At 70.8% G+C, this 23,020-nt stretch carries 18 protein-coding genes; 11 read left to right on the forward strand and 7 right to left on the reverse strand.

Annotation, left to right across the window (positions count from 1 at the left end):
- Nucleotides 1–108 precede the first annotated feature (108 nt).
- The 4 genes from AC5L3X_RS07315 to AC5L3X_RS07330 all read left to right on the forward strand — a co-directional run bounded on the left by AC5L3X_RS07315 (nt 109) and on the right by AC5L3X_RS07330 (nt 4,334).
- Complete coding sequence (locus AC5L3X_RS07315) at nt 109–834, forward strand: glycosyltransferase family 2 protein (protein ID WP_189127937.1); 726 nt, start codon at nt 109–111, stop codon at nt 832–834.
- A gap of 19 nt (nt 835–853) precedes the next feature.
- Nucleotides 854–1,828: a ketopantoate reductase family protein gene (locus AC5L3X_RS07320; RefSeq protein WP_494855905.1), complete on the forward strand. Its 975-nt coding sequence runs from the start codon at nt 854–856 to the stop codon at nt 1,826–1,828.
- Between the two features lie 41 nt (nt 1,829–1,869).
- Complete coding sequence (locus AC5L3X_RS07325; RefSeq protein ID WP_494855907.1) at nt 1,870–2,310, forward strand: hypothetical protein; 441 nt, start codon at nt 1,870–1,872, stop codon at nt 2,308–2,310.
- Nucleotides 2,311–2,432: 122 nt separating this feature from the next.
- Complete coding sequence (locus tag AC5L3X_RS07330; protein WP_494855909.1) at nt 2,433–4,334, forward strand: sensor histidine kinase; 1,902 nt, start codon at nt 2,433–2,435, stop codon at nt 4,332–4,334.
- Nucleotides 4,335–4,354: 20 nt separating this feature from the next.
- Here AC5L3X_RS07330 and AC5L3X_RS07335 read toward each other — a convergent pair whose 3' ends face one another.
- A complete protein-coding gene (locus tag AC5L3X_RS07335) occupies nt 4,355–5,095 on the reverse strand; it encodes an MBL fold metallo-hydrolase (RefSeq protein ID WP_494855911.1) in 741 nt (246 codons plus the stop codon).
- 9 nt (nt 5,096–5,104) lie between these two features.
- Nucleotides 5,105–5,248, reverse strand: a complete 144-nt coding sequence (locus tag AC5L3X_RS07340; protein ID WP_494855912.1) for a hypothetical protein — start codon at nt 5,246–5,248, stop codon at nt 5,105–5,107.
- A gap of 373 nt (nt 5,249–5,621) precedes the next feature.
- Between AC5L3X_RS07340 and rho the strand changes: the two genes are divergently transcribed.
- The 3 genes from rho (at nt 5,622) to AC5L3X_RS07355 (ending at nt 9,584) form a co-directional block, all read left to right on the forward strand.
- The gene (gene rho / locus AC5L3X_RS07345; RefSeq protein ID WP_494855914.1) at nt 5,622–6,725 is read left to right on the forward strand and encodes a transcription termination factor Rho; all 1,104 of its coding nucleotides are present in this window, start codon (nt 5,622–5,624) and stop codon (nt 6,723–6,725) included.
- Between the two features lie 71 nt (nt 6,726–6,796).
- Nucleotides 6,797–7,675 carry a putative RNA methyltransferase gene (locus AC5L3X_RS07350; protein WP_494855916.1) on the forward strand — a complete coding sequence of 293 codons (879 nt, stop codon included), beginning with the start codon at nt 6,797–6,799 and terminating at the stop codon, nt 7,673–7,675.
- 142 nt (nt 7,676–7,817) lie between these two features.
- The gene (locus AC5L3X_RS07355; protein WP_494855918.1) at nt 7,818–9,584 is read left to right on the forward strand and encodes a S9 family peptidase; all 1,767 of its coding nucleotides are present in this window, start codon (nt 7,818–7,820) and stop codon (nt 9,582–9,584) included.
- Nucleotides 9,585–9,728: 144 nt separating this feature from the next.
- Here the strand turns inward: AC5L3X_RS07355 and AC5L3X_RS07360 are convergent, their stop codons facing one another.
- The gene (locus tag AC5L3X_RS07360) at nt 9,729–11,273 is read right to left on the reverse strand and encodes a PP2C family protein-serine/threonine phosphatase (protein WP_494855919.1); all 1,545 of its coding nucleotides are present in this window, start codon (nt 11,271–11,273) and stop codon (nt 9,729–9,731) included.
- 121 nt (nt 11,274–11,394) lie between these two features.
- On the opposite strand from AC5L3X_RS07360, the gene AC5L3X_RS07365 reads away from it, so the two are divergent.
- From AC5L3X_RS07365 to AC5L3X_RS07375, 3 genes are all read left to right on the forward strand, one after another.
- Nucleotides 11,395–15,552, forward strand: coding sequence for a HAMP domain-containing protein (locus tag AC5L3X_RS07365; protein ID WP_189127930.1), 4,158 nt, complete (start codon nt 11,395–11,397; stop codon nt 15,550–15,552).
- Nucleotides 15,553–15,555: 3 nt separating this feature from the next.
- Nucleotides 15,556–16,185, forward strand: a complete 630-nt coding sequence (locus tag AC5L3X_RS07370) for a response regulator (protein ID WP_494855921.1) — start codon at nt 15,556–15,558, stop codon at nt 16,183–16,185.
- Nucleotides 16,186–16,292: 107 nt separating this feature from the next.
- Nucleotides 16,293–17,450: a VLRF1 family aeRF1-type release factor gene (locus AC5L3X_RS07375; RefSeq protein WP_494855922.1), complete on the forward strand. Its 1,158-nt coding sequence runs from the start codon at nt 16,293–16,295 to the stop codon at nt 17,448–17,450.
- Between the two features lie 4 nt (nt 17,451–17,454).
- Here AC5L3X_RS07375 and AC5L3X_RS07380 read toward each other — a convergent pair whose 3' ends face one another.
- Complete coding sequence (locus tag AC5L3X_RS07380; RefSeq protein WP_494856242.1) at nt 17,455–18,669, reverse strand: NYN domain-containing protein; 1,215 nt, start codon at nt 18,667–18,669, stop codon at nt 17,455–17,457.
- A gap of 175 nt (nt 18,670–18,844) precedes the next feature.
- Complete coding sequence (locus AC5L3X_RS07385; protein ID WP_494855924.1) at nt 18,845–21,205, reverse strand: sigma-70 family RNA polymerase sigma factor; 2,361 nt, start codon at nt 21,203–21,205, stop codon at nt 18,845–18,847.
- A 131-nt stretch (nt 21,206–21,336) separates the two neighbouring features.
- Between AC5L3X_RS07385 and pyrE the strand changes: the two genes are divergently transcribed.
- Entirely contained in the window at nt 21,337–21,870 is a 534-nt protein-coding gene (gene pyrE / locus AC5L3X_RS07390; RefSeq protein ID WP_189127926.1) for an orotate phosphoribosyltransferase, read from the forward strand.
- Here pyrE and AC5L3X_RS07395 read toward each other — a convergent pair.
- Nucleotides 21,851–22,270 carry a hypothetical protein gene (locus AC5L3X_RS07395; protein WP_189127925.1) on the reverse strand — a complete coding sequence of 140 codons (420 nt, stop codon included), beginning with the start codon at nt 22,268–22,270 and terminating at the stop codon, nt 21,851–21,853. The two genes, pyrE and AC5L3X_RS07395, sit on opposite strands and share 20 nt — an antisense overlap.
- 36 nt (nt 22,271–22,306) lie before the next feature.
- Complete coding sequence (locus AC5L3X_RS07400) at nt 22,307–23,017, reverse strand: DedA family protein (protein WP_225262862.1); 711 nt, start codon at nt 23,015–23,017, stop codon at nt 22,307–22,309.
- Between the last annotated feature and the right edge of the window lie 3 nt (nt 23,018–23,020).

A 23,020-nucleotide genomic window follows, 5' to 3' on the forward strand; every position in this document is an offset into this window, starting at 1 on the left:
CCTGTGCAGGTCACAGGACGATTACCACCTCCTGGTGGAGCGCATGGCCCATGATCGATGCAAGGCGGCGTAAAGCCGCTTGCATGTGACCTGGCTCATCTTCTTGGCATGACCAAGCAGCAGTTCGCCCCCAGTGTCACCGTTGTCGTTCCCGCGATGAACGAGGCGGACAATCTGCCGCACGTGTTCGCGACTCTCCCCCACTGGATCGACGAGGTCGTCCTCGTCGACGGAAACTCCAGCGACGACACCGTCGCGGTGGCCCGCAGGCTGCGTCCCGGTCTCCGGGTCGTCGCGCAGAGCGGGCGCGGCAAGGGCAACGCGCTGATCGAGGGCTTCGCGGCGGCCAACGGCGACATCATCGTGATGATCGACGCCGACGGCTCGACCGACGGCCGGGAGATCTTCTCCTTCGTCTCGGCGCTGGTCGACGGCGCCGATTTCGCCAAGGGCTCGCGCTACGCCCCTGGTGGCGGCTCCGACGACATCAGCCCGGTGCGCTCGCTCGGCAACAAGCTGCTGACCGGCCTGACCAACCTGCTGTACGGCACCCGCTACACCGACCTGTGCTACGGCTACAACGCCTTCTGGGCCCGCCACCTCGACGCCATGGCGCTCGACTGCGACGGATTCGAGATCGAGACGCTGATGAACGTCCGCGCCGCCCAGGCCGGGCTGGTCATCGCCGAGGTGCCCAGCCACGAGCGCAGCCGGATCCACGGCGAGAGCAACCTGCACGCCGTACGCGACGGCTGGCGGGTGCTCAAGACGATCATGCGGGAGCGGTTCCGCGGCGCGACCGTCCCGCAGGCCCAGGTGGCACTCGCGAAGTAGGGGATGACATCCTCGGATCATGCGTTACATCGTGGTCGGAGCCGGAGCGGTCGGGGGCACCATCGGTGCCCGTCTCTTCCAGGGCGGGCACGAGGTGCTGCTGGTCGCTCGCGGCGCCCACTACGAGGCGCTGAAGAGCGACGGGCTGCGCCTGTTCGCCCCCGGCTCCGCCGAGACGCTGACGATCCCCGTCACCGACGCTCCGGTCCCGCCGCGTGACGGCGACGTGCTGATCCTGGCGACCAAGTCACAGGACACGATCGCCGCCCTCGACCCCTGGCCCCGGCACCTGCCGGTCGTGTGCGCCCAGAACGGTGTCGAGAACGAACGCGTCGTGCTGCGCAGGTTCGAGCGGGTCTACGGCATGTGCGTGTGGCTGCCCGCCCTCCACCTGGAGCCCGGCACGGTGGCCGCCCACGGGCATCCCCACTCGGGCATGCTGCACGTCGGACGTTATCCACAGGGTGTGGACGACCTTGCCCAGCAGTTCGCCGCCGACCTGGCCAAGAGCGGCTTCGTCGCGCTGGCCACGCCCGACGTCATGCGCTGGAAGTACGGCAAGCTGCTCGGCAACCTGGCCAACGCCGTCGAAGCGCTCTGCGAGCAGGCGCCGGGCATCGACTCCCTGTACGAACGCGTACGGGCCGAGGGCGCCGCCGTGCTCGAGGAGGCCGGCATCCCCTACTCGACCACCAGCGAGGAGCGGGAGCTCCGCGGCCGCCAGGTCGATGTGCTGCCGATCGAGGGCATCGAACGCGGTGGCGGCTCGTCGTGGCAGAGCCTGGCCAGGTCCAGCGGCTCGATCGAGGCCGACTACCTCAACGGTGAGATCGTCCTGCTCGGCCGCGAGTACGGCATCGCCACCCCGGTCAACGAGGTGCTGCAGGCCGAGGCCAACCGGTTCGCGCGCGAACAGTCGCCGCCCGGCTCCATGCCGCTGGAGCGGCTGGTCACGCTCATCGACGAGCGTTCGCGGCATACCACGCCCTCCTGAGGGCAGGTGGTGACTCGCTCAGATGACAAGGGGTGAGTTGGATGGTCTTACTAGGTCTGGTTCTGGTCCTGCTCGCCGGCGGCGCCATCTACATGGTCGCCACCGAGGAGAGTGCCAGGTACATCCTGTTCGGTTACACGTTCCAGCCTGACCACGTCGAGATGTTCCTCGCGGGTGCCGCCACCGCCGCGGTCCTGCTGGCGGGCCTGTGGCTGCTCGGCTCCGGCTCTCGCCGGTCGGCCAGGCGCCGCCGCCGGATCCGCAGCGCCAGGGCCGAGGAGTCGAGCCGGCTGGCCAAGCTGGAGAACGAGAAGCGCGACCTGGAGCGGAAGCTGGAGCGCGAGCGCGCCGACACTCAGCCGGCCACCCAGCCGGCGCCGGCTCCCGAGCCGGCTCCCGAGCCGGAGCCCGTTCCCGAGCCGCGGCACGCCTCCGGCGACAAGCTCGTCGCGCGCGGCTCCTTCGACGACACGAGGCCGTAGCCGACGTCACGAGGCCGTAGCTCACTGGCGCGAGGGCGACGGGCCCTCGCGCCAGAGCCCGGAAATCCGGCCAAAGAGGGGTGTACTCTGCGAGGCGATCTCATCCTGTACCTGGAGGTCGCATGCCCCCCACCCGTGGCCGCCCCATCGCGCTGAAGCTGCTCGTCCTGCTGCTCGTCCCGCTGCTGTCACTGGTGGGCCTGTGGGCGTTCGCGGCCGGCCTGACCGGGGTCGACGGGCTGCGCCTCCTGCAGACCAACGAACTCGTCACCAACCTGGCCACTCCCGCCGAGCAGATCAACATCCAGCTGCAGAGCGAGCGACTGGTCTCAGTGGACTTCCTGACCAGCGGTCAGGGCACCGAACGCCTGACCACCCAGCGTGCGCTGACCGACCGGACCATCGCCGACTTCCGGCAGCGGGCCGAGGAGCAGCGCGACCTCTCCCCGCAGATGACCACCCAGCTCACCGCCCTGTACGGCAAGCTCGGCCAACTCGCCGACACCCGCCGCAAGGTCGACGCCCCGGGCCCCGAGCCGCTCGACGTGATCGACGGCTACAGCCAGATCGTGGACGCGACGTTCCGCATGTACGACGCCATGGTCCTGGTGCCCGACACCGCGCTCTACCGGCAGGCCAGGGCCGTCACCATGATGGGCGAGGCCAAGGACATCCTGTCCAGGGAGCGGGCGCTGATCACCGTGGTGCTGGCCAGGGGCAGGGTGACCGAGGCGGAGCGCGAGGCGTTCACCGGGATGGTCGCCACCAGGCGTCTCCTCTACGCGCAGGCGCTCTCGCAGCTCGACTCCGGGCTGCGCGGGCCGTACGAACGGCTCGTCTCCTCGGCCGCCTACCAGGAGTTCCTCCGGGCGGAGGACGCCATGAGAGGGCAGGCCACGCTGAAAGGGCTGCCCGTCGAGGCCGCCACCTGGCCCATCGACGGCGCCAACCTGTGGGCGGCGGTCGAGCGCAACCAGTCGGAGGCCGCGCACGGCATCTTCCAGCGCGTGACCCCCGCCGCGAACAGCGTGCTGGTCAAGATCGGCGTCGCGGGCGGTGCCGGCCTGCTCGCGGTGATCGCCTCCGTGCTGGTGTCGCTCCGCTTCCGCCGCCGCCTCGGCGACGAGCTCGCCGGGCTCCGCGACGCCGCGACCGAGCTGGCCGAGGTGCGGCTGGCCGGGCTGGTCAAGCGGCTGCGCAAGGCAGGCGGCGGGCCGCTGCCTGAGGAGGTCACGCCGTTGGAGGTCAGGACCGACACCGCCGAGATCCAGGACATCGTCCGCGCCTTCAACAACGTCCAGGCCACGGCCGTGGAGGCCGCGGTGAGCCAGGCCCGGCTCCGGCACGGGGTGAGCAAGGTCTTCGTCAACCTGGCCAGGCGCAACCAGACGCTGCTGCACCGTCAGTTGCTGCAGCTCGACGGCATGGAGCGCGACACCGAGCAGCCCGAGATGCTCGCGGACCTGTTCAAGCTCGACCATCTCACCACCCGCATGCGCAGGCACGCCGAGAGCCTCATCATCCTGTCGGACCAGGCGCCGGGGCGCGGATGGCGCAACCCGGTGCCGATCGTCGACGTGCTCCGCTCGGCCGTCGCCGAGGTCGAGGAGTATCAACGCGTCGAGGTGCTGCAGCCGCCGCCGGTGGCGCTCGTGGGCAACGCCGTCACCGACGTCGCCCACCTGATGGCCGAGCTGATCGAGAACGCCACGCTGTTCTCGCCGCCGAAGACCCGGGTCGACCTGCGGACCTCGACCACCCCGCACGGCCTCACGATCGAGATCGAGGACCGCGGGCTCGGGCTGACCCGGACCGAGCTCAACGAGCTGAACGAGCGGCTGTCGGAGATGCCGGAGTTCGACCTGGCCCAGAGCGACCAGCTCGGCCTGTTCGTGGTGGGCCGGCTGGCCGCCCGGCACGACATCAGGGTGACGCTCGGCCCGTCGCCGTACGGAGGGCTGACCGCGGTGGTCGCCCTGCCGTCGGCGCTGCTCGCCGAGCAGCCGGCGCTCAGCGGCCGTTGACGGCCGTCAGCGCCCTGTCGTCAGAGCTGCACGAACGGGTCGCTGAGGTGGGCCGTCGCGAGCACGGCACGCTCGGCGCGCAGCGCGTCGAGCACCTCGGCACGGGTGGCCGCGGCCCACTCCTGGTCGTCGTCGTAGAGGTAGCGGACGCTCGGATCGGCGAGCTGCGCGGGGTGCAGCACCAGGTCGCCCGTGATGGCCAGCTCGCCGACCCTGGCGATCTGGTGACCCGGGGTGTGGCCCGCCGCCAGGTGCACGTGAACGCCGGGAGAGACCTCGGCCTGGCCGTCGACCACGTGCAGCCGGTCCTTGATCGGGATGATGATCTGGTCGAGCATCGCGCCCTCGGCCACGTCGAACTCCGCCTGCTGGAGGACGTAGCGGGCGTTCTCGAACAGCGGCCGGCCGTCGGCGACCGCTCCGCTGGCGTGGTCGCTGTGCAGGTGGGTGAGGATCACGGTGTCGACGTCGGCGGGCGTGACGCCCGCGGCGGCCAGCTCACCGGGCAGGGTGCCCGGCACCGGCGCCCAACTGGACGCCGGTGAGTCGGCCGGGCCGATGCCGGTGTCCACGAGCGTGAGGCGGCCTGCCTGATCCTTCAGCAGGTAGCAGTGGAAGTGGAGGATCCACGGCTCTTCCCGGAGGGCCGCTCCGGGGAACATCTCGGCCAGCGGGCGGCGGATCGTCTCGCCCATCGGGCCGATGGCGTCGCAGAGCGGCGTCACTTCGACGCCTGCGATGATGCGGGGTTGGTGCGGCATTCGTCCAGACTAGGCGGCGACCGGCTGGCGCGGAACGTACTCGTTCTCGACATCCGCGGCGTAGACGGCGCGGCGGCAGTTGGCGCACCGGTAGATGATCGGGCCTTCGTCGAGCTCGTGGTGGCACCGCGGGCAGCAGCTGGTGGTCTTCATGAGATCCCCCTTGGGTGATTGCTTCTAGGAAAGCCTCTTCGGATTGCAGAAGCCCTGCATCACGCTTGACAGGATGCCGCTGCGTTGATGGGCCTTCCATGCCGTTCAGCACACCGGTCATGGGTAATACGACGGTGTTTCCAGGAGAAGATTGTCCCGGCGGCAGAAGCCATTTCGCGGGCGAAGACACGAGAACGGCCCGGGAATAGTCCATCAGGGCTAGGCGTTCCAGTCGTCGGGACGTGTGATACGTTGCCACCGGCGTTGAGCTCAAGCTCCGCCGGATCCCCCCGCGGCCCGCCCCTTTTCGATGAGGGCCGGCTCGCTCTTCACCTCGGCCGACTTTCGGCCTGCCCTTGAGAGGGGCCTCATCATGTCTGTCAACACCATCCCCCGACAGCGCGCCGCAACTCCCGTACGCCAGGTCAGCGGCCTGCTCGACCTGCGGGACAAGGACGCTTTCATCCGCGCGGGGCACCTTCCCGGTCCCGGGGACGTCCGCGTGCGACCCGAACAGGCCGGACAGCTCGGCCTGCGCCCCGGTGACCACGTCGTCGTCGACGTCGCCGGCGGCAAGCTGGTCAAGGTCCATTCGGTCAACGGCTCCACCGACCGGCGAGACCGGCCGCACTTCGCCGACCTGGTCCCCGTCCACCCGACCGAGCGGCTGCGCATCGAGACCGAGTCGCTGAGCACCCGGGTCATCGACCTGTTCGCGCCCATCGGCAAGGGCCAGCGCGGGCTCATCGTGGCCCCGCCCAAGGCCGGCAAGACCATGGTCCTGCAGGCACTGGCCGCCGCCGTCGCTCGCAACCACCCCGAGGTCCACCTCATGGTGCTGCTCGTTGGCGAACGGCCCGAGGAGGTTACCGAGATGCGCGGGTCGATCCAGGGCGAGGTCTTCTCCTCCACCTTCGACCACCCCGACCGTGACCACGCCGCCATCGCCGAGCTGGCCATCGACCGCGCCAGGCGGCTGGTCGAGGACGGCAGGGACGTGGTGCTGCTGCTCGACTCGCTGACGCGGCTCGGCCGGGCGTACAACAACCTGGCGAAGGGCGGCGGCCGGGTGCTCAGCGGCGGGCTGGACGCGACCGCGCTCTACCCACCCAAGCGTTTCTTCGGCGCCGCCCGCAACGTGCTCGGCGGCGGCTCCCTCACCATCCTGGCGACCGCGCTGGTGGACACCGGGTCGCGGCTGGACGACTTCCTGTACGAGGAGTTCAAGGGCACCGGCAACATGGAGCTGCACCTGGTGCGGGATCTGGCCGAACGCCGGCTGTTCCCGGCCGTGGACCTCGACGCGTCGGGCACCCGGCGCGAGGAGATCCTGCTGCCCGCCGAGGAGCAGCGGGTGGTGTGGCGGCTGCGCCGCATGCTCGGCTCGCTGGATCGACGGCAGGGGATGCAACTCCTGGTCGACAAGCTCCGCGAGACGCCGACGAATGCTCACTTCCTGTACGCCGCCGCGGTCTAACGCCCTTTCCCTGCCTTCCCTGAGCTGTGCTGATCGGTGTCCGGCCGATCGCCCGGCGGGAGAATGGGGTCATGCTCGCTGACATCGTCGACCTGCTCGCCTGCCCCGTCTGCCAGGGCGACCTCGCGATCGAGCGCGGTGCGCTGCGCTGCGCGGACGGCCACGCCTTCGACATCGCCAGGCAGGGATACGTGAGTCTGCTCGTCGGGTCGCGGGCGCCGGGCACGGCCGACAGCGCCGAGATGGTGGCCGCGCGGGCCGGGTTCCTGGGGGCCGGGCACTACGCGCCGCTCACCGAGGCGCTGGCCGAGAGCGTGGCGATGCGGGCCGGTCACGCGCCGGTGGTCGTCGACGCGGGAGCGGGCACCGGACACTACCTGGCGACCGTGCTGGAGGCGATCGGCGACGGCGTGGGGGTGGCGTTCGACGTGTCCAAGCACGCCGTCCGGCGGGCGGCGCGGGCGCATCCCCGGGTGGGGGCGTTCGTGGCCGACGTGTGGCGTCCGCTGCCGATCCGGAGCGGAGTGGCCGACGTGGTGATGAACGTGTTCGCGCCCAGGAACGGCCCCGAGTTCCGGCGCGTCCTGCGCCCCGGAGGCGTGGTGGCCGTCGTCACGCCGGCCCCGTCCCATCTGAGCCCGCTGGTGCGTGAGCTGGGCCTGCTCTCGGTCGACGAGGAGAAGGAACGGCGGGTGGCCCGCAGCCTGGACGGGTTCGTCGAAACCGAGCGGCGGACCATCGCGTTCGATCTCCACCTGTCTCATGACGACATCGTCGAGGTCGTGAGGATGGGGCCGAGTGCGTGGCACACTGAAGCGTCCGAACTGGAGAAGCAAATCTCGGGATATTTCTCCCGACGGGCCACGAAAAATCGCGAAAAAGTGGTAGTGCAAGCCGCGTTCCACCTGTCTATCTTTGAGGCATCGCCACGATCAAGCGCTGTTCCTTGACGGACATGTGGGGCTGATGTTACTGATGGGGCATTTGGCCGGAAATTCCCCCACATTCCCCAAGTATTTCCGCGAATCAGGCGCAATACTGGACGACAACCCACGCCCGGCGGCTGGGATCCAGAGGGAGGGAGCGCGCCGAATGAAGGCCGAGGAACGCTGGCAAGCCAGGTTCCGAGCGTCGCGCATGACGCTGCCGCTCTGGGCACGCCAGGCCCCCAACCGTTCCATCTACCGCTCCAACACCAGCGGCACGTGGGAGGTCTACGCCTGGGACCGCACCACCGGCGCCACCCGCCAGGTCACCGACCGGGCCAAGGGCACCGCCCACGCCACCATCGACCCCACCGGCCAGTGGATCTACTGGTTCGCCGACACCGAGGGCGACGAGTTCGGCCAGTGGTGGCGACAGCCGTTCAACGGCGGCCCTGACGAGCTCGTCGCCCCCGACCTGCCGCCCGGCCAGCCGGGCGGCATCGCGCTGTCCGTCAACGGCGCCGCGGCGATCAGCCTCGCCAGCGAGGGCACGTTCCGCATCCATGTGGCGCGCGCCGGTGAGACGTCGCGCCTGCTCTACGAGCACGCCGAGGCGGCCTGGGTGGCCGACATGTCCCTCGACGGCCGGCTGATCGCCATCAACCACGGCGAGTACGGCGACTTCCGCCACCCGGCCCTGCGGGTCGTCAGCCAGTTCGGCGAGCCCGTCGGCGAGCTCTACGACGGCCCCGAGCGCGGCGTGATCGGCCTCAGGTTCGCGCCCGTGACCGGCGACCGCCGGCTGCTCGTCCTGCACGAACGCCGCCGCCGCCAGGAGCCGCTGGTGTGGGACCCGGTGACCGGCGAGCAGCGCGAGATCTGGCTGCGCGACTCCGGCGACCTGGCGGCCGACTGGTACCACGACGGCCGCGGCCTGATGCTGGTGCGCGACGACCGCGCCCGCAGCTACCTCCACCGCTACGACCTCGGGGGCGGCGGGCTGACCCTGATCGAGACCCCACACGGCGTGATCGAGGAGGCCGCGCCGCGCCCCAGCGGCCACGTCGAATACTCCTGGTCGAGCGCGTCCCGCCCGCCGGTCATCCGGTCGAGCAACGGCCAGGTCGTGCTCAACGCCGGTGGCCCGGCCGCGCCGCCCAGTGTTCCCGTCGAAGACCTCGACGTGCCGGGCCCGGGTGGGCTCATCCACGCCCTGGTCTCGCGGCCAGAGTCCGGCTCGGTGCCGTTCCCCACCGTCTTCCTGCTGCACGGCGGCCCGACCGCGCACGACCGTGACGCCTTCTCTCCCGAGGTCGCGGCCTGGGTCGACGCCGGTTTCGCGGTGGTGCGCGTCAACTACCGCGGCTCCACCGGCTACGGCTCGGCCTGGCGCGACGCGCTGCACGGCGAGGTCGGGCACATCGAGCTCGCGGACGTCGCCGCCGTACGCGACTGGGTGGTCGAGCGGGGCATCGCCGACCCCGACCGCATCGTGCTGTCCGGCACGGCCTGGGGTGGCTACCTCACGCTGCTCGGCCTCGGCACCCAGCCCGAGCTGTGGGCCGCGGGCATTGCGGCCGTGCCCATCGCCTGCCACCAGACCTCCTACGAGGACGAGGCCGAGAGCCTGCGCGCCTACCACCGGGCACTGCTCGGCGGCTCGCCCGACGAGCAGCCCGAGCGCTACGCCGCCAGCTCCCCGATCACCTACGTCCACCAGGTGCAGAGCCCCGTGCTGATCCTGGCCGGCGAGAACGACACCCGCTGCCCGCTGCGCCAGATCGAGAAGTACGTCGCCCAGCTGGCCGAGTACGGCCTCGAGCACGAGGTCTACACCTACGACGCGGTGCGCGGCTCCCTGGTCGTCGCCGAGCGGATCGCGCAGATCACCCTGCAGCTTGAGTTCGCCCGCAAGCACGTCGACGCCTCCTGACCTTCCCGCCCTGCCCCACCCCGCCCTGACCCACCGCCGACGACGGCCAGCGGCGACCAGTGGACGGGCGTCGGTCAGCGGGTGGTGGTCAGCGGGTGGTGGTCAGCGGGTGGTGGTCAGCGGGTGGCGGTCAGCGGGCGTCGGTCAGCGGGCGCGAAGCACCACGATCGCCAGGTCGTCGGCGCTGGGTTCGGGGGCGTAGTCGGCCACCCCCCGGCGAATGCGCTCGGCGACCGCCCGGGCCGACAGCCCCACACACTCGGCGAGCAACTTGGCCAGCCCGCCGTCGTCGTCGAGCAACCGGCTGCCCGAACGCCGCTCGGTCACCCCGTCGGTGACCGCGAGCAGCACGTCGCCGTGGTCGAGGTGGACCGTGTCCGACTCGAACACCACTTCGGGGAAGACGCCGAGCAGCGACTGCGGAGTGGTGACCGCCTCGACCACGCCGCTCGGCTTCAGGCGCAGCGCCTCGGGATGGCCCGCCGACACCAGCCGCAGCTCCAGGCCGGTCTCCACCGGCGTGATGTCGCCGTGCAGCAGGGTCAGGAACCTGGCCCGCTCGCCCTCTTCCAGGATCGCCTGGTTGAGCCGGCCGAGCACGGCGGCGACGCCGTACCCCTCTCGGGCGAGCAGGCGCAGGGTGTGGCGGGCCAGGCCGGTCACGGCGGCGGCCTCGGGGCCGGTGCCGCACACGTCGCCGATCGCGAACCGCCACGAGTCGTCGCTCGCCTTGAACAGGTCGTAGAAGTCGCCGCCGACCTCGTTGGCCTCGCCGGCGGGGTCGTAGACGACGCCGTAGTCGAGGCCGGGCACCTCGGGCTCGTTCGGCGGCAGGAGACTGCGCTGGAGCGCCCGGTTGGCGGCGGCCTGCTGCGCGTAGAGCCGGGCGTTGTCCATGGCGAGCGCGGCCCGCCGGGCGATGTCCTCGGCGAACTGGATGACGTCGTCGCCGAAGCGGTCGGATCTGCCCAGGCACATCAGGCCGAGGCCGCGGCCACGGGCGATCAGCGGCACCGCGAGCACCTGCGAGTCACTCAGGTGCATGGAGGACGTGACCTGGTGGTCGGGCGGGCTCACGTCGACCTCGGCCAACTCGTGGCGCAGGCCGTCGATCCTGGCCTCGTCGGCGTGCCAGAGATAGGCCAGGCGGAGCGGGCCGGACACGGTGTCGGCGGTGTAGACGGCGCACCAGTTGGCCAGCCGGGGCACCACGATCTGGGCGATGATCGCGGGCACCATGTCGGGGTTGAGGGTGCCGGCGAGCAGGTCGCTCGCGTCGGCGAGGAACCCCAGCCAGTGGGGGCCCCTGGAGGTCTCCTCCTGCCATTCGGAGACGACGCTGTCCACGGAGCCAGGTAGCGTGAGTCTTGCCCAATGGACACGGGAGTCGCCCGAATAGGTGATCCCCCACTCCTCCACGCCCACAGAAGGAGCTTTCGGATCGCCGTGCGAGGTGTTCCGCTGTCGCAGCTCCACCTGTATGGCACCGCCGAAATGCTTCCAGATGACCTCGAACGGCTCGTATATCACCTGTTCCGTAAGATCGCCCGCCACCTGCTCGGCGATGTGGAGCATGCCGCCGACGGCCCACGCGGTCATCACCTCGCGCGTGAACCTGATCGCAGCCGGCACAGCGGTCTCACCGGGCGCGAACGTCGCGGCGAGCACCGCGTGAGGAGGAGCAGTCATCCAACCGTGCCTACCACACTTCCCGTTGACTTGGGGTAAATCCAAGGGCAGGACTGAGAGCTACACAACGTGACAGACTTCAAGCACTCACGGCGGTACCCCGCGAGTTGAAGGAGGGGCCATGACATCGGCCAAGACCGCGCCGGGTTCCGAGGAGAGGACCTACACCGAGTCAGATCTCGTCCCGATCCTCGAGACCCTTTTCTCCTGGCGTGACGGCGATTTCCGGCGCCGGGTCCCCCATGCGCGACCGGGCATCCTCAGCGAGGTACGACTGCTGCTCAACGAGGTGGCGGACCGCCGCGAGCACCTGGCCAACGAGCTGGTACGGGTCCGCAAGGAAGTCGTCAAGGAGGGCAGGTTCGGTGAGCGGCTGACGCCGGGGCCGGGCGTGGGCGCCTGGGCCGAGAGCGTCGAGTCGGTCAACATCCTGATCGACGCGCTGGTGAGCCCGGTGAGCGGCGCCGCCGACGTGATCGACGCCGTGGCCAAGGGCGACCTGTCGCGGCGCATCGACCTCGACCGCTCGGCCCGGGGCGAGGTGCGCCGGCTCGGCAAGGCCATCAACGGCATGGTCGACCAGCTCGCCCTGTTCAACTCCGAGGTGACCAGGGTGGCGCGCGAGGCCGGCACCGAGGGCCGGCTGGGCGGCGGGGCCAACGTGCGCGGCATGTCGGGCAGCTGGCGCGACCTCACCGAGGCGGTCAACACGATGTCCTCGCGCGTGGCGGCGCAGGTGCGTGACATCGCCGTGGTGACCACCGCCGTGGCCAAGGGCGACCTGAGCCGCAAGGTCACCGTCGACGCCGTGGGCGAGATGTTCGAGCTGAAGAACACCGTCAACACGATGGTCGACCAGCTGTCCGCGTTCGCCGAGGAGGTCACCCGAGTCGCCCGCGAGGTGGGCACCGAGGGCCAGCTGGGCGGCCAGGCGCAGGTGACCGGGGTGTCGGGCGTCTGGAAGGACCTCACCGACAACGTCAACTTCATGGCCAACAACCTGACCTCGCAGGTGCGCAGCATCGCGACCGTGGCGACCGCCGTGGCCCAGGGCAACCTGTCCAAGAAGATCACCGTCGACGCGCAGGGCGAGATCCTCCAGCTGAAGGACACCCTCAACACGATGGTCGACCAGCTGTCGTCCTTCGCCGACGAGGTCACCCGAGTCGCCCGCGAGGTCGGCACCGAGGGCAAGCTGGGCGGGCGCGCCGAGGTCAAGGGCGTGTCGGGCGTCTGGAAGGACCTCACCGACAACGTCAACTCGATGGCCGCCAACCTCACCTATCAGGTGCGCAACATCGCCCAGGTGACCACGGCCGTCGCCAACGGCGACCTCACCCGCAAGATCGACGTCGACGCCCAGGGCGAGATCCTGGAGCTCAAGTCGACGATGAACACGATGGTCGAGCAGCTGTCGTCGTTCGCCTCCGAGGTGACCCGCGTCGCCCGCGAGGTGGGCACCGAGGGCCAGCTCGGCGGCCAGGCACAGGTACGCGGCGTGTCCGGGGTCTGGAAGGACCTCACCGACAACGTCAACTCGATGGCCAACAACCTGACCAGCCAGGTGCGCCAGATCGCGGCCGTCTCCTCCGCGGTGGCCCAGGGTAACCTGTCCAAGAAGATCACCGTCGACGCGCAGGGCGAGATCCTCCAGCTGAAGGACACCCTCAACACGATGGTCGACCAGCTGTCGTCCTTCGCCGACGAGGTCACCCGAGTCGCCCGCGAGGTCGGCACGCAGGGCCAGCTCGGCGGCCAGGCCCGGGTGCAGGGCGTGTCGGGCGTCTGGAAGGACCTCACCGACAACGTCAACTTCATGGCCAACAACCTGACGTACCAGGTGCGCAACATCGCCGAGGTGACCACGGCGGTCGCCAACGGCGACCTCACCCGCAAGATCGACGTCGACGCCCAGGGCGAGATCCTGGCGCTCAAGACCACCATCAACCGGATGGTCGACCAGCTGTCCTCGTTCGCCTCCGAGGTCACCCGGGTCGCCCGCGAGGTGGGCTCCGAGGGCCGGCTCGGCGGCCAGGCCCGGGTCGAGGGCGTCGAGGGCACCTGGAAGCGGCTCACCGAGAGCGTCAACGAGCTGGCCGGCAACCTCACCACCCAGGTGCGCGCCATCGCCACCGTGACCAGCGGCGTGGCGCGCGGCGACCTGACCCGCTCGATCGCCGTCGAGGCGCAGGGCGAGCTGGCGGAGCTGAAGGACAACATCAACTCGATGGTGGCCAACCTCCGCGAGACCACCCAGGCCAACCAGGAGCAGGACTGGCTCAAGTCCAACCTGGCCCGCATCTCCCGGCTCATGCAGGGCCACCGCGACCTGTTCGAGGTGGCCAAGCTGACGATGAGCGAGCTGACGCCCCTGGTGTCGGCCCGCTATGGCGCCTTCTACGGCGTCGACCCCGAGGGTGACCACGAGCTGCTGCTGATCGGCGGCTACGGAGTGCGCCCCGACCGGGGGCCGCGTCAGCGCTTCGCGGTGGGCGAGGGCATCGTCGGGCAGGCCGCGGCCGAGGGCCGCCACATCGTCCTCGACGACGTGCCGCCGAAGTTCATCACCATCGACAGCGGTCTCAGCCAGTCGACGCCGGCGCAGATCGTGGTGCTGCCGATCCTGTTCGAGCACCGCGTGCTCGGCGTGCTGGAGCTGGCCTCCTTCACGCCGTTCGGCGAGGTGCACCTCGACTTCCTGACGCAGCTCGTCGAAACCATCGGCGTCACCATGAACACCATCATCGCCAACTCGCGCACCGAGGACCTGCTGACCGAGTCGCAGCGCCTGACCCGCGAGCTACAGGAACGCTCCGACGAGCTGCAACGCCAGCAGGAGGAGCTGCGCAGGTCTAACGCCGAGCTGGAGGACAAGGCGGCGCTGCTGGCCAAGCAGAACCGCGCGATCGAGATCCAGAACTTCCAGATCGAGCAGGCCCGCCGCACCCTGGAGGAGCGCGCCGAGCAGCTCGCCGTCTCCTCCCGCTACAAGAACGAGTTCCTCGCCAACATGTCCCACGAGCTGCGCACGCCGCTCAACAGCCTGTTGGTGCTGGCCAAGCTGCTGACCGAGAACGCCGAGGGCAACCTGACCTCGCAGCAGGTCGAGTTCGCCCGGACGATCCACAGCGCGGGTTCGGCGCTGCTCCAGCTGATCAACGACATGCTCGACCTGTCCAAGGTCGAGGCCGGCCGGATGGACATCCACCCGATCCAGGTGTCGCTGCCCAAGCTGGTCGACCTCGTGGAGGCGGCGTTCGCGCCACTGGCCGCCGACAAGGGCCTGGCGTTCACCGTCGACGTCGACAGCGCCGTGCCCCTGGAGCTGCTGGCCGACGAGCAACGCCTGCAGCAGGTGCTGCGCAACCTGCTCTCCAACGCGGTGAAGTTCACCCCGAAGGGCGAGGTCAGGCTGCGCGTCGTCCCCGCTCCGCGCGGGGTCGCCTTCGACGACGAGACCCTGCACGACGCCCATGACCTGCTGGCCTTCCAGGTCATCGACACCGGCATCGGCATCGCGCCGGACAAACGTGAGGTCATCTTCGAGGCGTTCCGGCAGGCCGACGGCACCACCAGCCGCAAGTACGGCGGCACCGGGCTGGGCCTGTCCATCTGCCGCGAGATCGCCCGATTGCTGGGCGGCGAGATCCACGTCGAGAGCGAGCTGGGCAAGGGCAGCACGTTCACCCTCTACCTGCCGGCCAGCTACACCGGCCCGCTGGCCGCGAGCGACGGCGGCGCGGCCCGCAGGCAGCTGATGGCCGTGCCGGTCGAGCAGCCCTCGCCCGAGCCGCCGCTCGACCTGGACCTGCCCGAGCTCGGCGAGTCCTCCTCCGAGGCCGCCACCCAGTGGCAGGGAGACGACCCGCTCAACGGCGCGAAGATCCTGATCGTCGACGACGACATCCGCAACGTGTTCGCGCTGACCAGCGTGCTCGAACGGCACGGCGCGACGGTCGTCTACGCCGAGAACGGCCGTGAGGGCATCGAGCAGCTCGAACGCAACGAGGACGTCGCGTTGGTGCTGATGGACATCATGATGCCGGAGATGGACGGCTGGGCCACGACCTCGGCCATCCGCCGGATGCCCCAGTTCGCCGATCTGCCGATCATCGCGTTGACCGCTAAGGTCATGCGGGGCGATCGTGAGAAGAGCATCGCCTCGGGCGCGTCCGACTACGTGCCCAAGCCGGTCGATGTGGACCGTCTGCTCGAACGTCTGCGTGGCTGGCTCAGCCGTGGGCGGGTGTCCACGACGGATTCAGCCGAAGGGGCGTGATCAATGCCGGACCGAGCCAAGATCCTTCTGGTCGACGACCGTGAGGAGAACCTGATCGCTCTTGAGGCGATCCTCAGCTCGCTCGACCTGGTGCCGGTGCGCGCCAGGTCCGGCGAGGAGGCGCTCAAGGCACTGCTCAACACGGAGTTCGCGCTCATCCTGCTCGACGTGCGGATGCCGGGCATGGACGGGTTCGAGACGGCCGCGCACATCAAGCGGCGCGAGCGGACCAAGAACATCCCGATCATCTTCCTGACCGTGGTCGACAGCGCTCCCGACTACGCCTTCCGCGGCTACGCGGCGGGCGCCGTCGACTACCTGACCAAGCCGTTCGATCCATGGGTGCTGCGAGCGAAGGTGTCGGTGTTCACCGAGCTCTACACCATGAACAGGCGGCTGACCGAGCAGGCCGCGCTGCTGCGCGACCGGCTGACCGGCGAGCTGCCGGCCGGCGCGGGCGATCAGGCGTCGGTGCTCCCCGAGCTGTCGAGGCGGCTGGCCGCGGTCGAGGAGGAGCTGGACCGCGTGCGGGAGCTGGCGCGCAAGTCGCCCGATCCGGCGCTGTCGATCCCGCTCTCCGAGCTGTACGAACGGCTGGCCGCCCTGCGCGCCGGGTTCGACGCCCTCTCCTGACGCGACGCCCTTGGAGGTAAAACTGGGGCATCTGTCCATTAAGAGGGCGATTTGGGGTATTTCCGGTTCTCTAGAGTCGTAGTGGCCCGACGACAGAGGAGAACATCGTGATACGCGATCATGCCTTCCTGCGGGAGCTCGTGGCGATGAAGGACGAGGTTGGCGTCGTGTCGCTGTACGTGACCGCCGATCCTCGCCTGGAGGCCTCGGTCAAGCCCGGCTGGGAGATCCTGCTGCGCAACGAGCTGGAGTCCCTGCGCGAGCAGGTGTCCGGCTGGCCGGACCGGATGCGGCGCGCCACCGTGCTGGAGCACCTCCAAGGGCTGGAGCCGGACATCGAGCAGCTCGTCGATCCCTCCCAGTCGGGACTCGGCCGGGCGCTGTTCGCGCCCGTGTGCACCGACGAGGTCCACCGCACCACGCTGCAGGTGCCGGTCGGCACCAGCGCGGTGTTCGAGTCGACCGCGTACGTACGCCCCATGGTCAGCGCCATGGCCACCAGCGCCCCCGCCTGCGTCGCGGTGGTCTCACGCGACGGCGTGCGCCTGATCGACTACAGGTACGGCCAGGCCGAGGACGTCTACGAGTCCACCTTCGCCCTGGACACCGACGACTGGCGAAGGATGCGCGGCCCGGGCGCCGCCAACACCTCCCAGCAGGCGTCGATGCAGGTCGACAAGTTCCAGCGCCGCGTCGAGGAGAACCTGACCCGCTACCTGCACTCCGTCGCCCCCGAGATCAGCGGCAGGGTCATCGGCCTGCACTGGACCGACGTGCTCCTGGTCGGCGACGCGAAGGTGACCGCGAAGCTGGCCGAGGCGCTGCACCCGCTGGAGGTCGTCCAGATCGACAAAATCATCGACGGGCTGACGGCGCCCGAGGTGGTCGCGTACATCTCCGACGCCCTCGCCCACGTACGGGTCCGCAGGGACGTCTCGCTGATCCAGCGCGCCAAGGACGCCGCGCTCGCCGGCGGGCGCGGCTCGCTCGGGCTCGGCCAGACCCTGTCGCTGCTGAACGAGGGCCGGGTCGACTGCCTGCTGCTCGACGAGATGGGCGCGTGGCGGGGCGGCCGCGGCCCGGACGGCCGGCTCTATCCCGCCGGGCAGGTGCCGCCCGGCGTCGAGGCCGTGGACGAGCCGGATCTCGGCGAGCGGATGATCGAGCGCGCGCTGGAGAGCAGCGCTGAGGTCACCATCCTGCAGCGCGAGGCCGCGGCCGACCTGGCCGACCACGATGGAGTGGCCGCGCTGCTGCGTTGGTGACCGCCTACTGGCGGGCGCGTTCGAGGGCGTCCCAGAAGCCGCGGCGCAGCGCGTGGCGGACCTCGTCGTGCAGCAGGAAGTCGATCGGCAGCGACGAGCCCTGCAGCAGCCGGGCCTCCAGGTCTGACGGCATGCGGGGCTTGCGGGCGAGCACGGCCTCCAGCCAGAGGGCCGGGGCGTCGCGGGCCACCGACTCGCCGAAGTCGTGCCCCTCGCGGTGGGCGGCCTTGACGGCGTCGGCCAGTGTGGTGGCCCCGGCGGTGGCGGCGGAGGGCGGCGGGACCGGCGCGGCCTGCGGGCCGGTGTAGGCGCCGAGCTGCGACTGCTGGTAACTGCCGCCGGACGGCGGCGAGGCGAACTGCCCGGTGGTCGGTGACTGCGCCTGCGGCTGTGACGGCGGCTGCTGCGGGAGGGGGCCGGTCGCCGGGGACGGAGCGGGCTGCGACGACGGGATGTCCATCTGGTAGCTGGTGTAGGTGGGCAACGCGGGCGGCTGGGCCCCCTGGCCGCGGTCGGACGACGAACCGTTGGTGGAGGGCCTGCTCTGGGTCGCCGAGCCCGACGCGGGAGGCAGGGCGTGGCTGCCGGTGCTCTGCTGCGGCGTGGAGGCCGGCGGCAGCGAGTGGGCGGCATGGCCGTTGCCGAGCGGCTGGTGGTGGTGGCCGTTGGACACCTCGGTGACGCCGGTCACCAGGTTGACGTAGGGGCGCAGGTGGGCGCTGCCCAGCTCGATGAGGTCGTCGCCCTCCTGCCGCAGCGCCCGCGAGACCGCCCAGCCGCCCTCAGCGGCGACGTGCACGACGGTCACCCGGATGCCGAGGTCCTGCGCGTCGCAGACGACCTGGGTGAGGTCCTCGTCGCCGCTGACCACGACCGCGTCGCAGATGGCGTTGTTGCGGGCCAGGGTCATCAGGTCGCGGTGGACCTGGGCGTCGACGCCCTCGCGGCGGCCGGGCCGGATGCGGGAGAGCCGCAGCTTGAGGCCGGGGATGTCGGCCAGCGCGTCGTGCTCGGGAGTGCGGCGGGCCTCGACCGTCGCTTCGTACCAGTAGCAGCGCAGCAACGGCAGGCCGGTGCGCTCGCGGGACAGGTTGGTCATCAACTGCAGCAGCCCGGGATAGTCCCAGGCGACGGCTTCGCGATGACGGGTCCCATGCACGGCCATCGCGCCGTCAGCCAGCAGATAGCCGGCGTCCACGAACAGCGCGCAGCGATCCACTGACACCGCCCCTTTCCTGATGGGTCCGACCTCACTGGCTCTGTCACCGTCAGAGCCGGACTCGGCGGCCCTCTCTCAGAGTAATGAAAGGGGGTGATCGCGCGAGGGTTAATCCCGACGATTGACATTACGCCCGCCCATTTAGGTGGACCGTACCAGTTTGTCCTGATTAAAGTCACTGGTCTATCCGAACGCTTATGGCGGCGACGCCCAGCAGGACCGCGTCCTTCGTCGTGGCGATCGTCAGCGCGGGAGCCCGGCCCAGTCTGGCGCTGAAGGAGTCGACGTCGACACCGAACGCCGTCCCCCGCGCACCATTGGCCGAGCCGTCGAAGACGTCGGCCGGATCGCGGTCACCACCGGCGGGCACCAGCGGCCCCGACCCCACCGAGACGGCCTCGCCGCCGAGCCCGGCGTCACCCTCCCAGGCCACCAGCTCGATCCGGGCGGGAGCCGCCGGCCGGCCCAGCCCGCTCAACGGCATCCGCACCAGCCGCTGCCCGCCGCCGGCCACCGCGGCCGGATCGAGCACGACGGCGCGGCTGTAGGGCTGGGCCGGATCCGTCGTGACGACCACCAGGCTCCACCCCGCGTAACGCGCGATCCCCGGCTGCATGGGCACATCGGCCGCCCACCACTCCCCCGCCTTCGCGGCGCCGCCGACCAGCCCGGTGACGTCGGCGAACGCCTGGTAGACGGGGCCCGAGGGCAGCTCCCGGGCCAGCACCTCGTCGGGCCGGATCGATACGTAGCCCCGGCGCCCCGGCGGCCTGATCTTGATCGGCCCGGCGACCGCGGCGCTCGCCGACCAGTAGAGCCCGGCCCACGCCACCCGTCCGGCCCTCGGCAGGCGCAGCGTGGCGGCGCTGGAGGCCGCGGTGGCGGCCGACCTGTCATGATCGACCGCCACCATCGGCCACTGATCGTTGTCGCGCCGGTCGCCGCGCCGGGCGGCGGCCTCCGCGCAGCCGTAGTGGTCGGTGGGGCAGCTCAGCAGGGAGTTGCCGACCGCCCTGACCGTCACCTCGCCGTCGGCGGCGAATCTGGCGGGCGCCCCGGTGGACCGCACGCCCGAGGCGCTCTGCCCACTGACGCCCAGCGAACCTGACCGTACGGACAGGGACGGCCCGGCGCCGGCCGGGGCGAGGGCGGCGACCTGGACGCGCAGGAACACGGCCGTGGACCGGCCGGCCGCGAGCGGGCCTCTGACACACCTGGCGCTCCCGGCCGCGGCCCGGCACCTCCAGCCGTCGGCCGGCCCCACCGGTTGGAGCGGACCGGCCCCGCCGCCGCGTCTGCCCGCCGGGACCGGGGTGACGCCCGAGGGCAGGCCGACCACGGCCTCGACCACCTGGCTCGGCCCCTCGCCCGTGTTGCTCAGGCGTACGCCCACGAGGCCCGGACGGCCGCGGACCAGCGCGCCGAGCGGCCCGACCGCCGCGCGCAGGCGGGGCCGCCCTGAGCTGACCGGCTCGCGGCCGGGGACGGGCGGCGGCACGGGAGTGGACTCCGCGAGCTCCGCCACCCGGGGGATGGGCGGCGGCTGGAGGGCGGCCATGGGCTGGGCGAGCCGCTCCTCCGCCTGCTCGCCGGAGACCAGCAGTAACGCGGCGGCCGCGACGACGGCCAGGGCCGTACCACCCGCCAGCGCCACGGGCCGGCGGGTCAGACCGCGCGGGCGCGAAGGCGGCCACCGGGTCAGGCCGCGTCGGCGCGAAGGCGGCCACCGCGCCCGGCCGCGCGAGCGCGCGACGCCCCCGGTCATGGCCGCGACGTAGCCGGTGAAGGCCGCGCCGAGCATCAAGGGCCCGACGACCGTGCGCAACCCCTGGTCGACGCCGGACAGCTCGGTCATCACCGCGCGGCAGTCGGGGCAGTGGCTCACGTGCTGAGCCACCACCCTGGAGTCGCGCCTGGCCAGCCCGCCCCGGACATGGGCCCCCATCTTGCCCAGCACCGGCCGACAGACCGGCCTCGGCGGGACGGCCAGGTGCATCTGGAGGTAGGCCTGGCGCAGCCCCTCGCGGGCCCGGCAGGCGAGGGCCGCGACGCCGTTGGGCGACAGCCCGAGCAGCGGCGCGACCTCGGCGGCCTTGGCGCTCTCGACCTCGGTGTGCCACAGGACCGCCCGCCACCGCTCCGGCAGAGACTGGAACGCCCTCGCGATCAGCGACCTCTCGAGCCCGGCGACCGCCGGATCGGCGAACGGCACGCCCGGGTCGAAGCTCTCGATCTCGCCCGTCGTCACCTGACGGCTCTCGATGCGGGTGCGGTCGTAGACCGTGCGCCGCACCACCGTGAGCAGGTAGGTGCGGAACCCCGCCGCCGGCCCGCCGCCGCGGCCGACCAGGTCAAGGATCTTGGTGAACGACTCGGCCACCGCGTCCTCGACCTCCGCCTCCCCCCTGACGAGCTGGCGGGCGAGCGAGCGGGCCGCCACGACGTGGCGCTGGTAGAGCTCTCCGTAGGCGGCGGCGTCACCCTCCCTGACCGCATGGAGCAGATCCGCGTCGCTCCGCACTGACTGCGCACTCATCGTTACCTCATCATTACGTAGAGTTGCCACGCGCAATCATTCCGCATCCATCGCACCGGCTAAACCGATGGCCGGGCTTTACCTCCGGGCGGCAGCGAGTCTCACCTGATCAGGCCCCTAGGCTGGAAGGCATGACGGATCGTGACAACCTCCTGGCCGAGATCAACAAGAAGGCCGTCGTCCACGGCAGAGTGGTGCTCTCCTCCGGGCAGGAGGCCGACTTCTACCTCGACCTGCGCCGGATCACGCTGGACAGCGTGGCCGCGCCCCTGGTCGGCAGGGTGATGCTGGACATCACGGCCGACCTCGACTACGACGCCGTGGGCGGTCTGACGCTCGGCGCCGACCCGGTGGCCGCTGCCATGCTGCACGCCGCCGCGGCCCGCGGACAGGCGCTCGACGCGTTCGTGGTCCGCAAGGAGCAGAAGCAGCACGGCCTGCAGCGCCGGGTCGAGGGGCCCGACGTGCGGGGTCGCCGGGTGCTCGCGGTCGAGGACACCTCGACCACCGGCGGCTCGGTGATGACGGCCGTCGAGGCGCTGCGCGAGGCGGGCGCCGAGGTGGTGGGCGTCGCCACCATCGTCGAGCGCGGGGCGGCCCCGCGCCTCGCCGAGGAGGGGCTGACCTACCGCACCGCCTTCACGCTCACCGACCTCGGACTGTGAACGCCTCCCGCTTGCCGGGCTGTCCCGGAGCGCGCGGCTCGCCGTTCTCGGTGACACGGACCGACGAGGCGTCGGCGAGGACCACGTCCAGCTCGGGTTCGAAGTAGCTGACCTCTTCGCCCCTCGTCATGTCGCGGTATTGCAGCACGTCGCCGCCCGGCACCCGGACCGTGACCAGCGGGCAGGTGTCGGCCGCGCACACGATGTGGACGGTCGGCACCGGCACGCTCGCCGTGGCCCTCGCGGTGGCGCGCAGCGCCTCGGGCGACTCCTGGGGCGTGTCGAACGAGGTGATCAGCGCACGACCGCCGAGGACCAGCAGCCCGACCACGCCGACGACCGCCAGGACGGCGAGCGAGAGGCGGGCGATGCCCATCGGATCTGACCTGTGGCGTCCCACACAGGGAGGGTATCGCGCCGGTCGGCCGGGGTCTGGCTACGGGCCGTCAGCGCCCGGACGGACCCGGTGATGCTTGCCGGTGGGCACGGGCACGGCCTTGGCCATCCGGCGGCCCTTGACGAACTCGACGAAGATGGGGATCAACGAGATCAGCACGATGAGGAAGACACCTGGCAGGATGTACTTGTCGATCTGCTTGGGATCGACCCGGCTGCCGAGGAAGTGGCCGAGCAGGACCAGGCTCTCGACCCACACCAGGGCCCCGACGACGTTCCAGAGGAAGAACCGCTTGGGCGGCATCTCCAGCACGCCCGCGACGGGGTTCATGAAGGTGCGGACGATCGGCACGAACCGGGCGAGCACCACGGCCTTGGCCGGCCCGAACTTCTCGAAGAACACCTCCGCCCGGACGACGTGCTCCCTCTTGAACAGCCGCGAATCGGGCTTGTCGAAGAGTCTGCGGCCGAACCTCGCACCGAGCCAGTGGCCGAGCTGGGCGCCGGCGATCGCGCAGATCGGGGTGCCGATCAGCAGCACCGGAAGTGAGAGGGGCTCGATCCCCATTCCCTGAGCCACCGACACGGAGCTGAAGATCCCCGCGGCGACCAGCAGCGAGTCGCCCGGCAGGAAGAAGCCGAGCAACAGACCCGTCTCGGCGAAGATGATGGCCAGCACACCGACGGTCGCGAAGGCGCCGAGGATGGTGAGCCACCATGTCGGGTCGAGGAGATTCAAGAGCGAGTCCACGGG

The sequence above is a fragment of the Nonomuraea sp. CX421 genome (genome assembly GCF_059358955.1).

Coding starts and splice junctions, on each gene's coding strand:
- AC5L3X_RS07315 (WP_189127937.1), top strand. CDS start 109: ATGACCAAGCAGCAGTTCGCCCCCAGTGTCACCGTTGTCGTTCCCGCG.
- AC5L3X_RS07320 (WP_494855905.1), top strand. CDS start 854: ATGCGTTACATCGTGGTCGGAGCCGGAGCGGTCGGGGGCACCATCGGT.
- AC5L3X_RS07325 (WP_494855907.1), top strand. CDS start 1,870: ATGGTCTTACTAGGTCTGGTTCTGGTCCTGCTCGCCGGCGGCGCCATC.
- AC5L3X_RS07330 (WP_494855909.1), top strand. CDS start 2,433: ATGCCCCCCACCCGTGGCCGCCCCATCGCGCTGAAGCTGCTCGTCCTG.
- AC5L3X_RS07335 (WP_494855911.1), bottom strand. CDS start 5,095: ATGCCGCACCAACCCCGCATCATCGCAGGCGTCGAAGTGACGCCGCTC.
- AC5L3X_RS07340 (WP_494855912.1), bottom strand. CDS start 5,248: ATGAAGACCACCAGCTGCTGCCCGCGGTGCCACCACGAGCTCGACGAA.
- rho (WP_494855914.1), top strand. CDS start 5,622: ATGTCTGTCAACACCATCCCCCGACAGCGCGCCGCAACTCCCGTACGC.
- AC5L3X_RS07350 (WP_494855916.1), top strand. CDS start 6,797: ATGCTCGCTGACATCGTCGACCTGCTCGCCTGCCCCGTCTGCCAGGGC.
- AC5L3X_RS07355 (WP_494855918.1), top strand. CDS start 7,818: ATGAAGGCCGAGGAACGCTGGCAAGCCAGGTTCCGAGCGTCGCGCATG.
- AC5L3X_RS07360 (WP_494855919.1), bottom strand. CDS start 11,273: ATGACTGCTCCTCCTCACGCGGTGCTCGCCGCGACGTTCGCGCCCGGT.
- AC5L3X_RS07365 (WP_189127930.1), top strand. CDS start 11,395: ATGACATCGGCCAAGACCGCGCCGGGTTCCGAGGAGAGGACCTACACC.
- AC5L3X_RS07370 (WP_494855921.1), top strand. CDS start 15,556: ATGCCGGACCGAGCCAAGATCCTTCTGGTCGACGACCGTGAGGAGAAC.
- AC5L3X_RS07385 (WP_494855924.1), bottom strand. CDS start 21,205: ATGAGTGCGCAGTCAGTGCGGAGCGACGCGGATCTGCTCCATGCGGTC.
- pyrE (WP_189127926.1), top strand. CDS start 21,337: ATGACGGATCGTGACAACCTCCTGGCCGAGATCAACAAGAAGGCCGTC.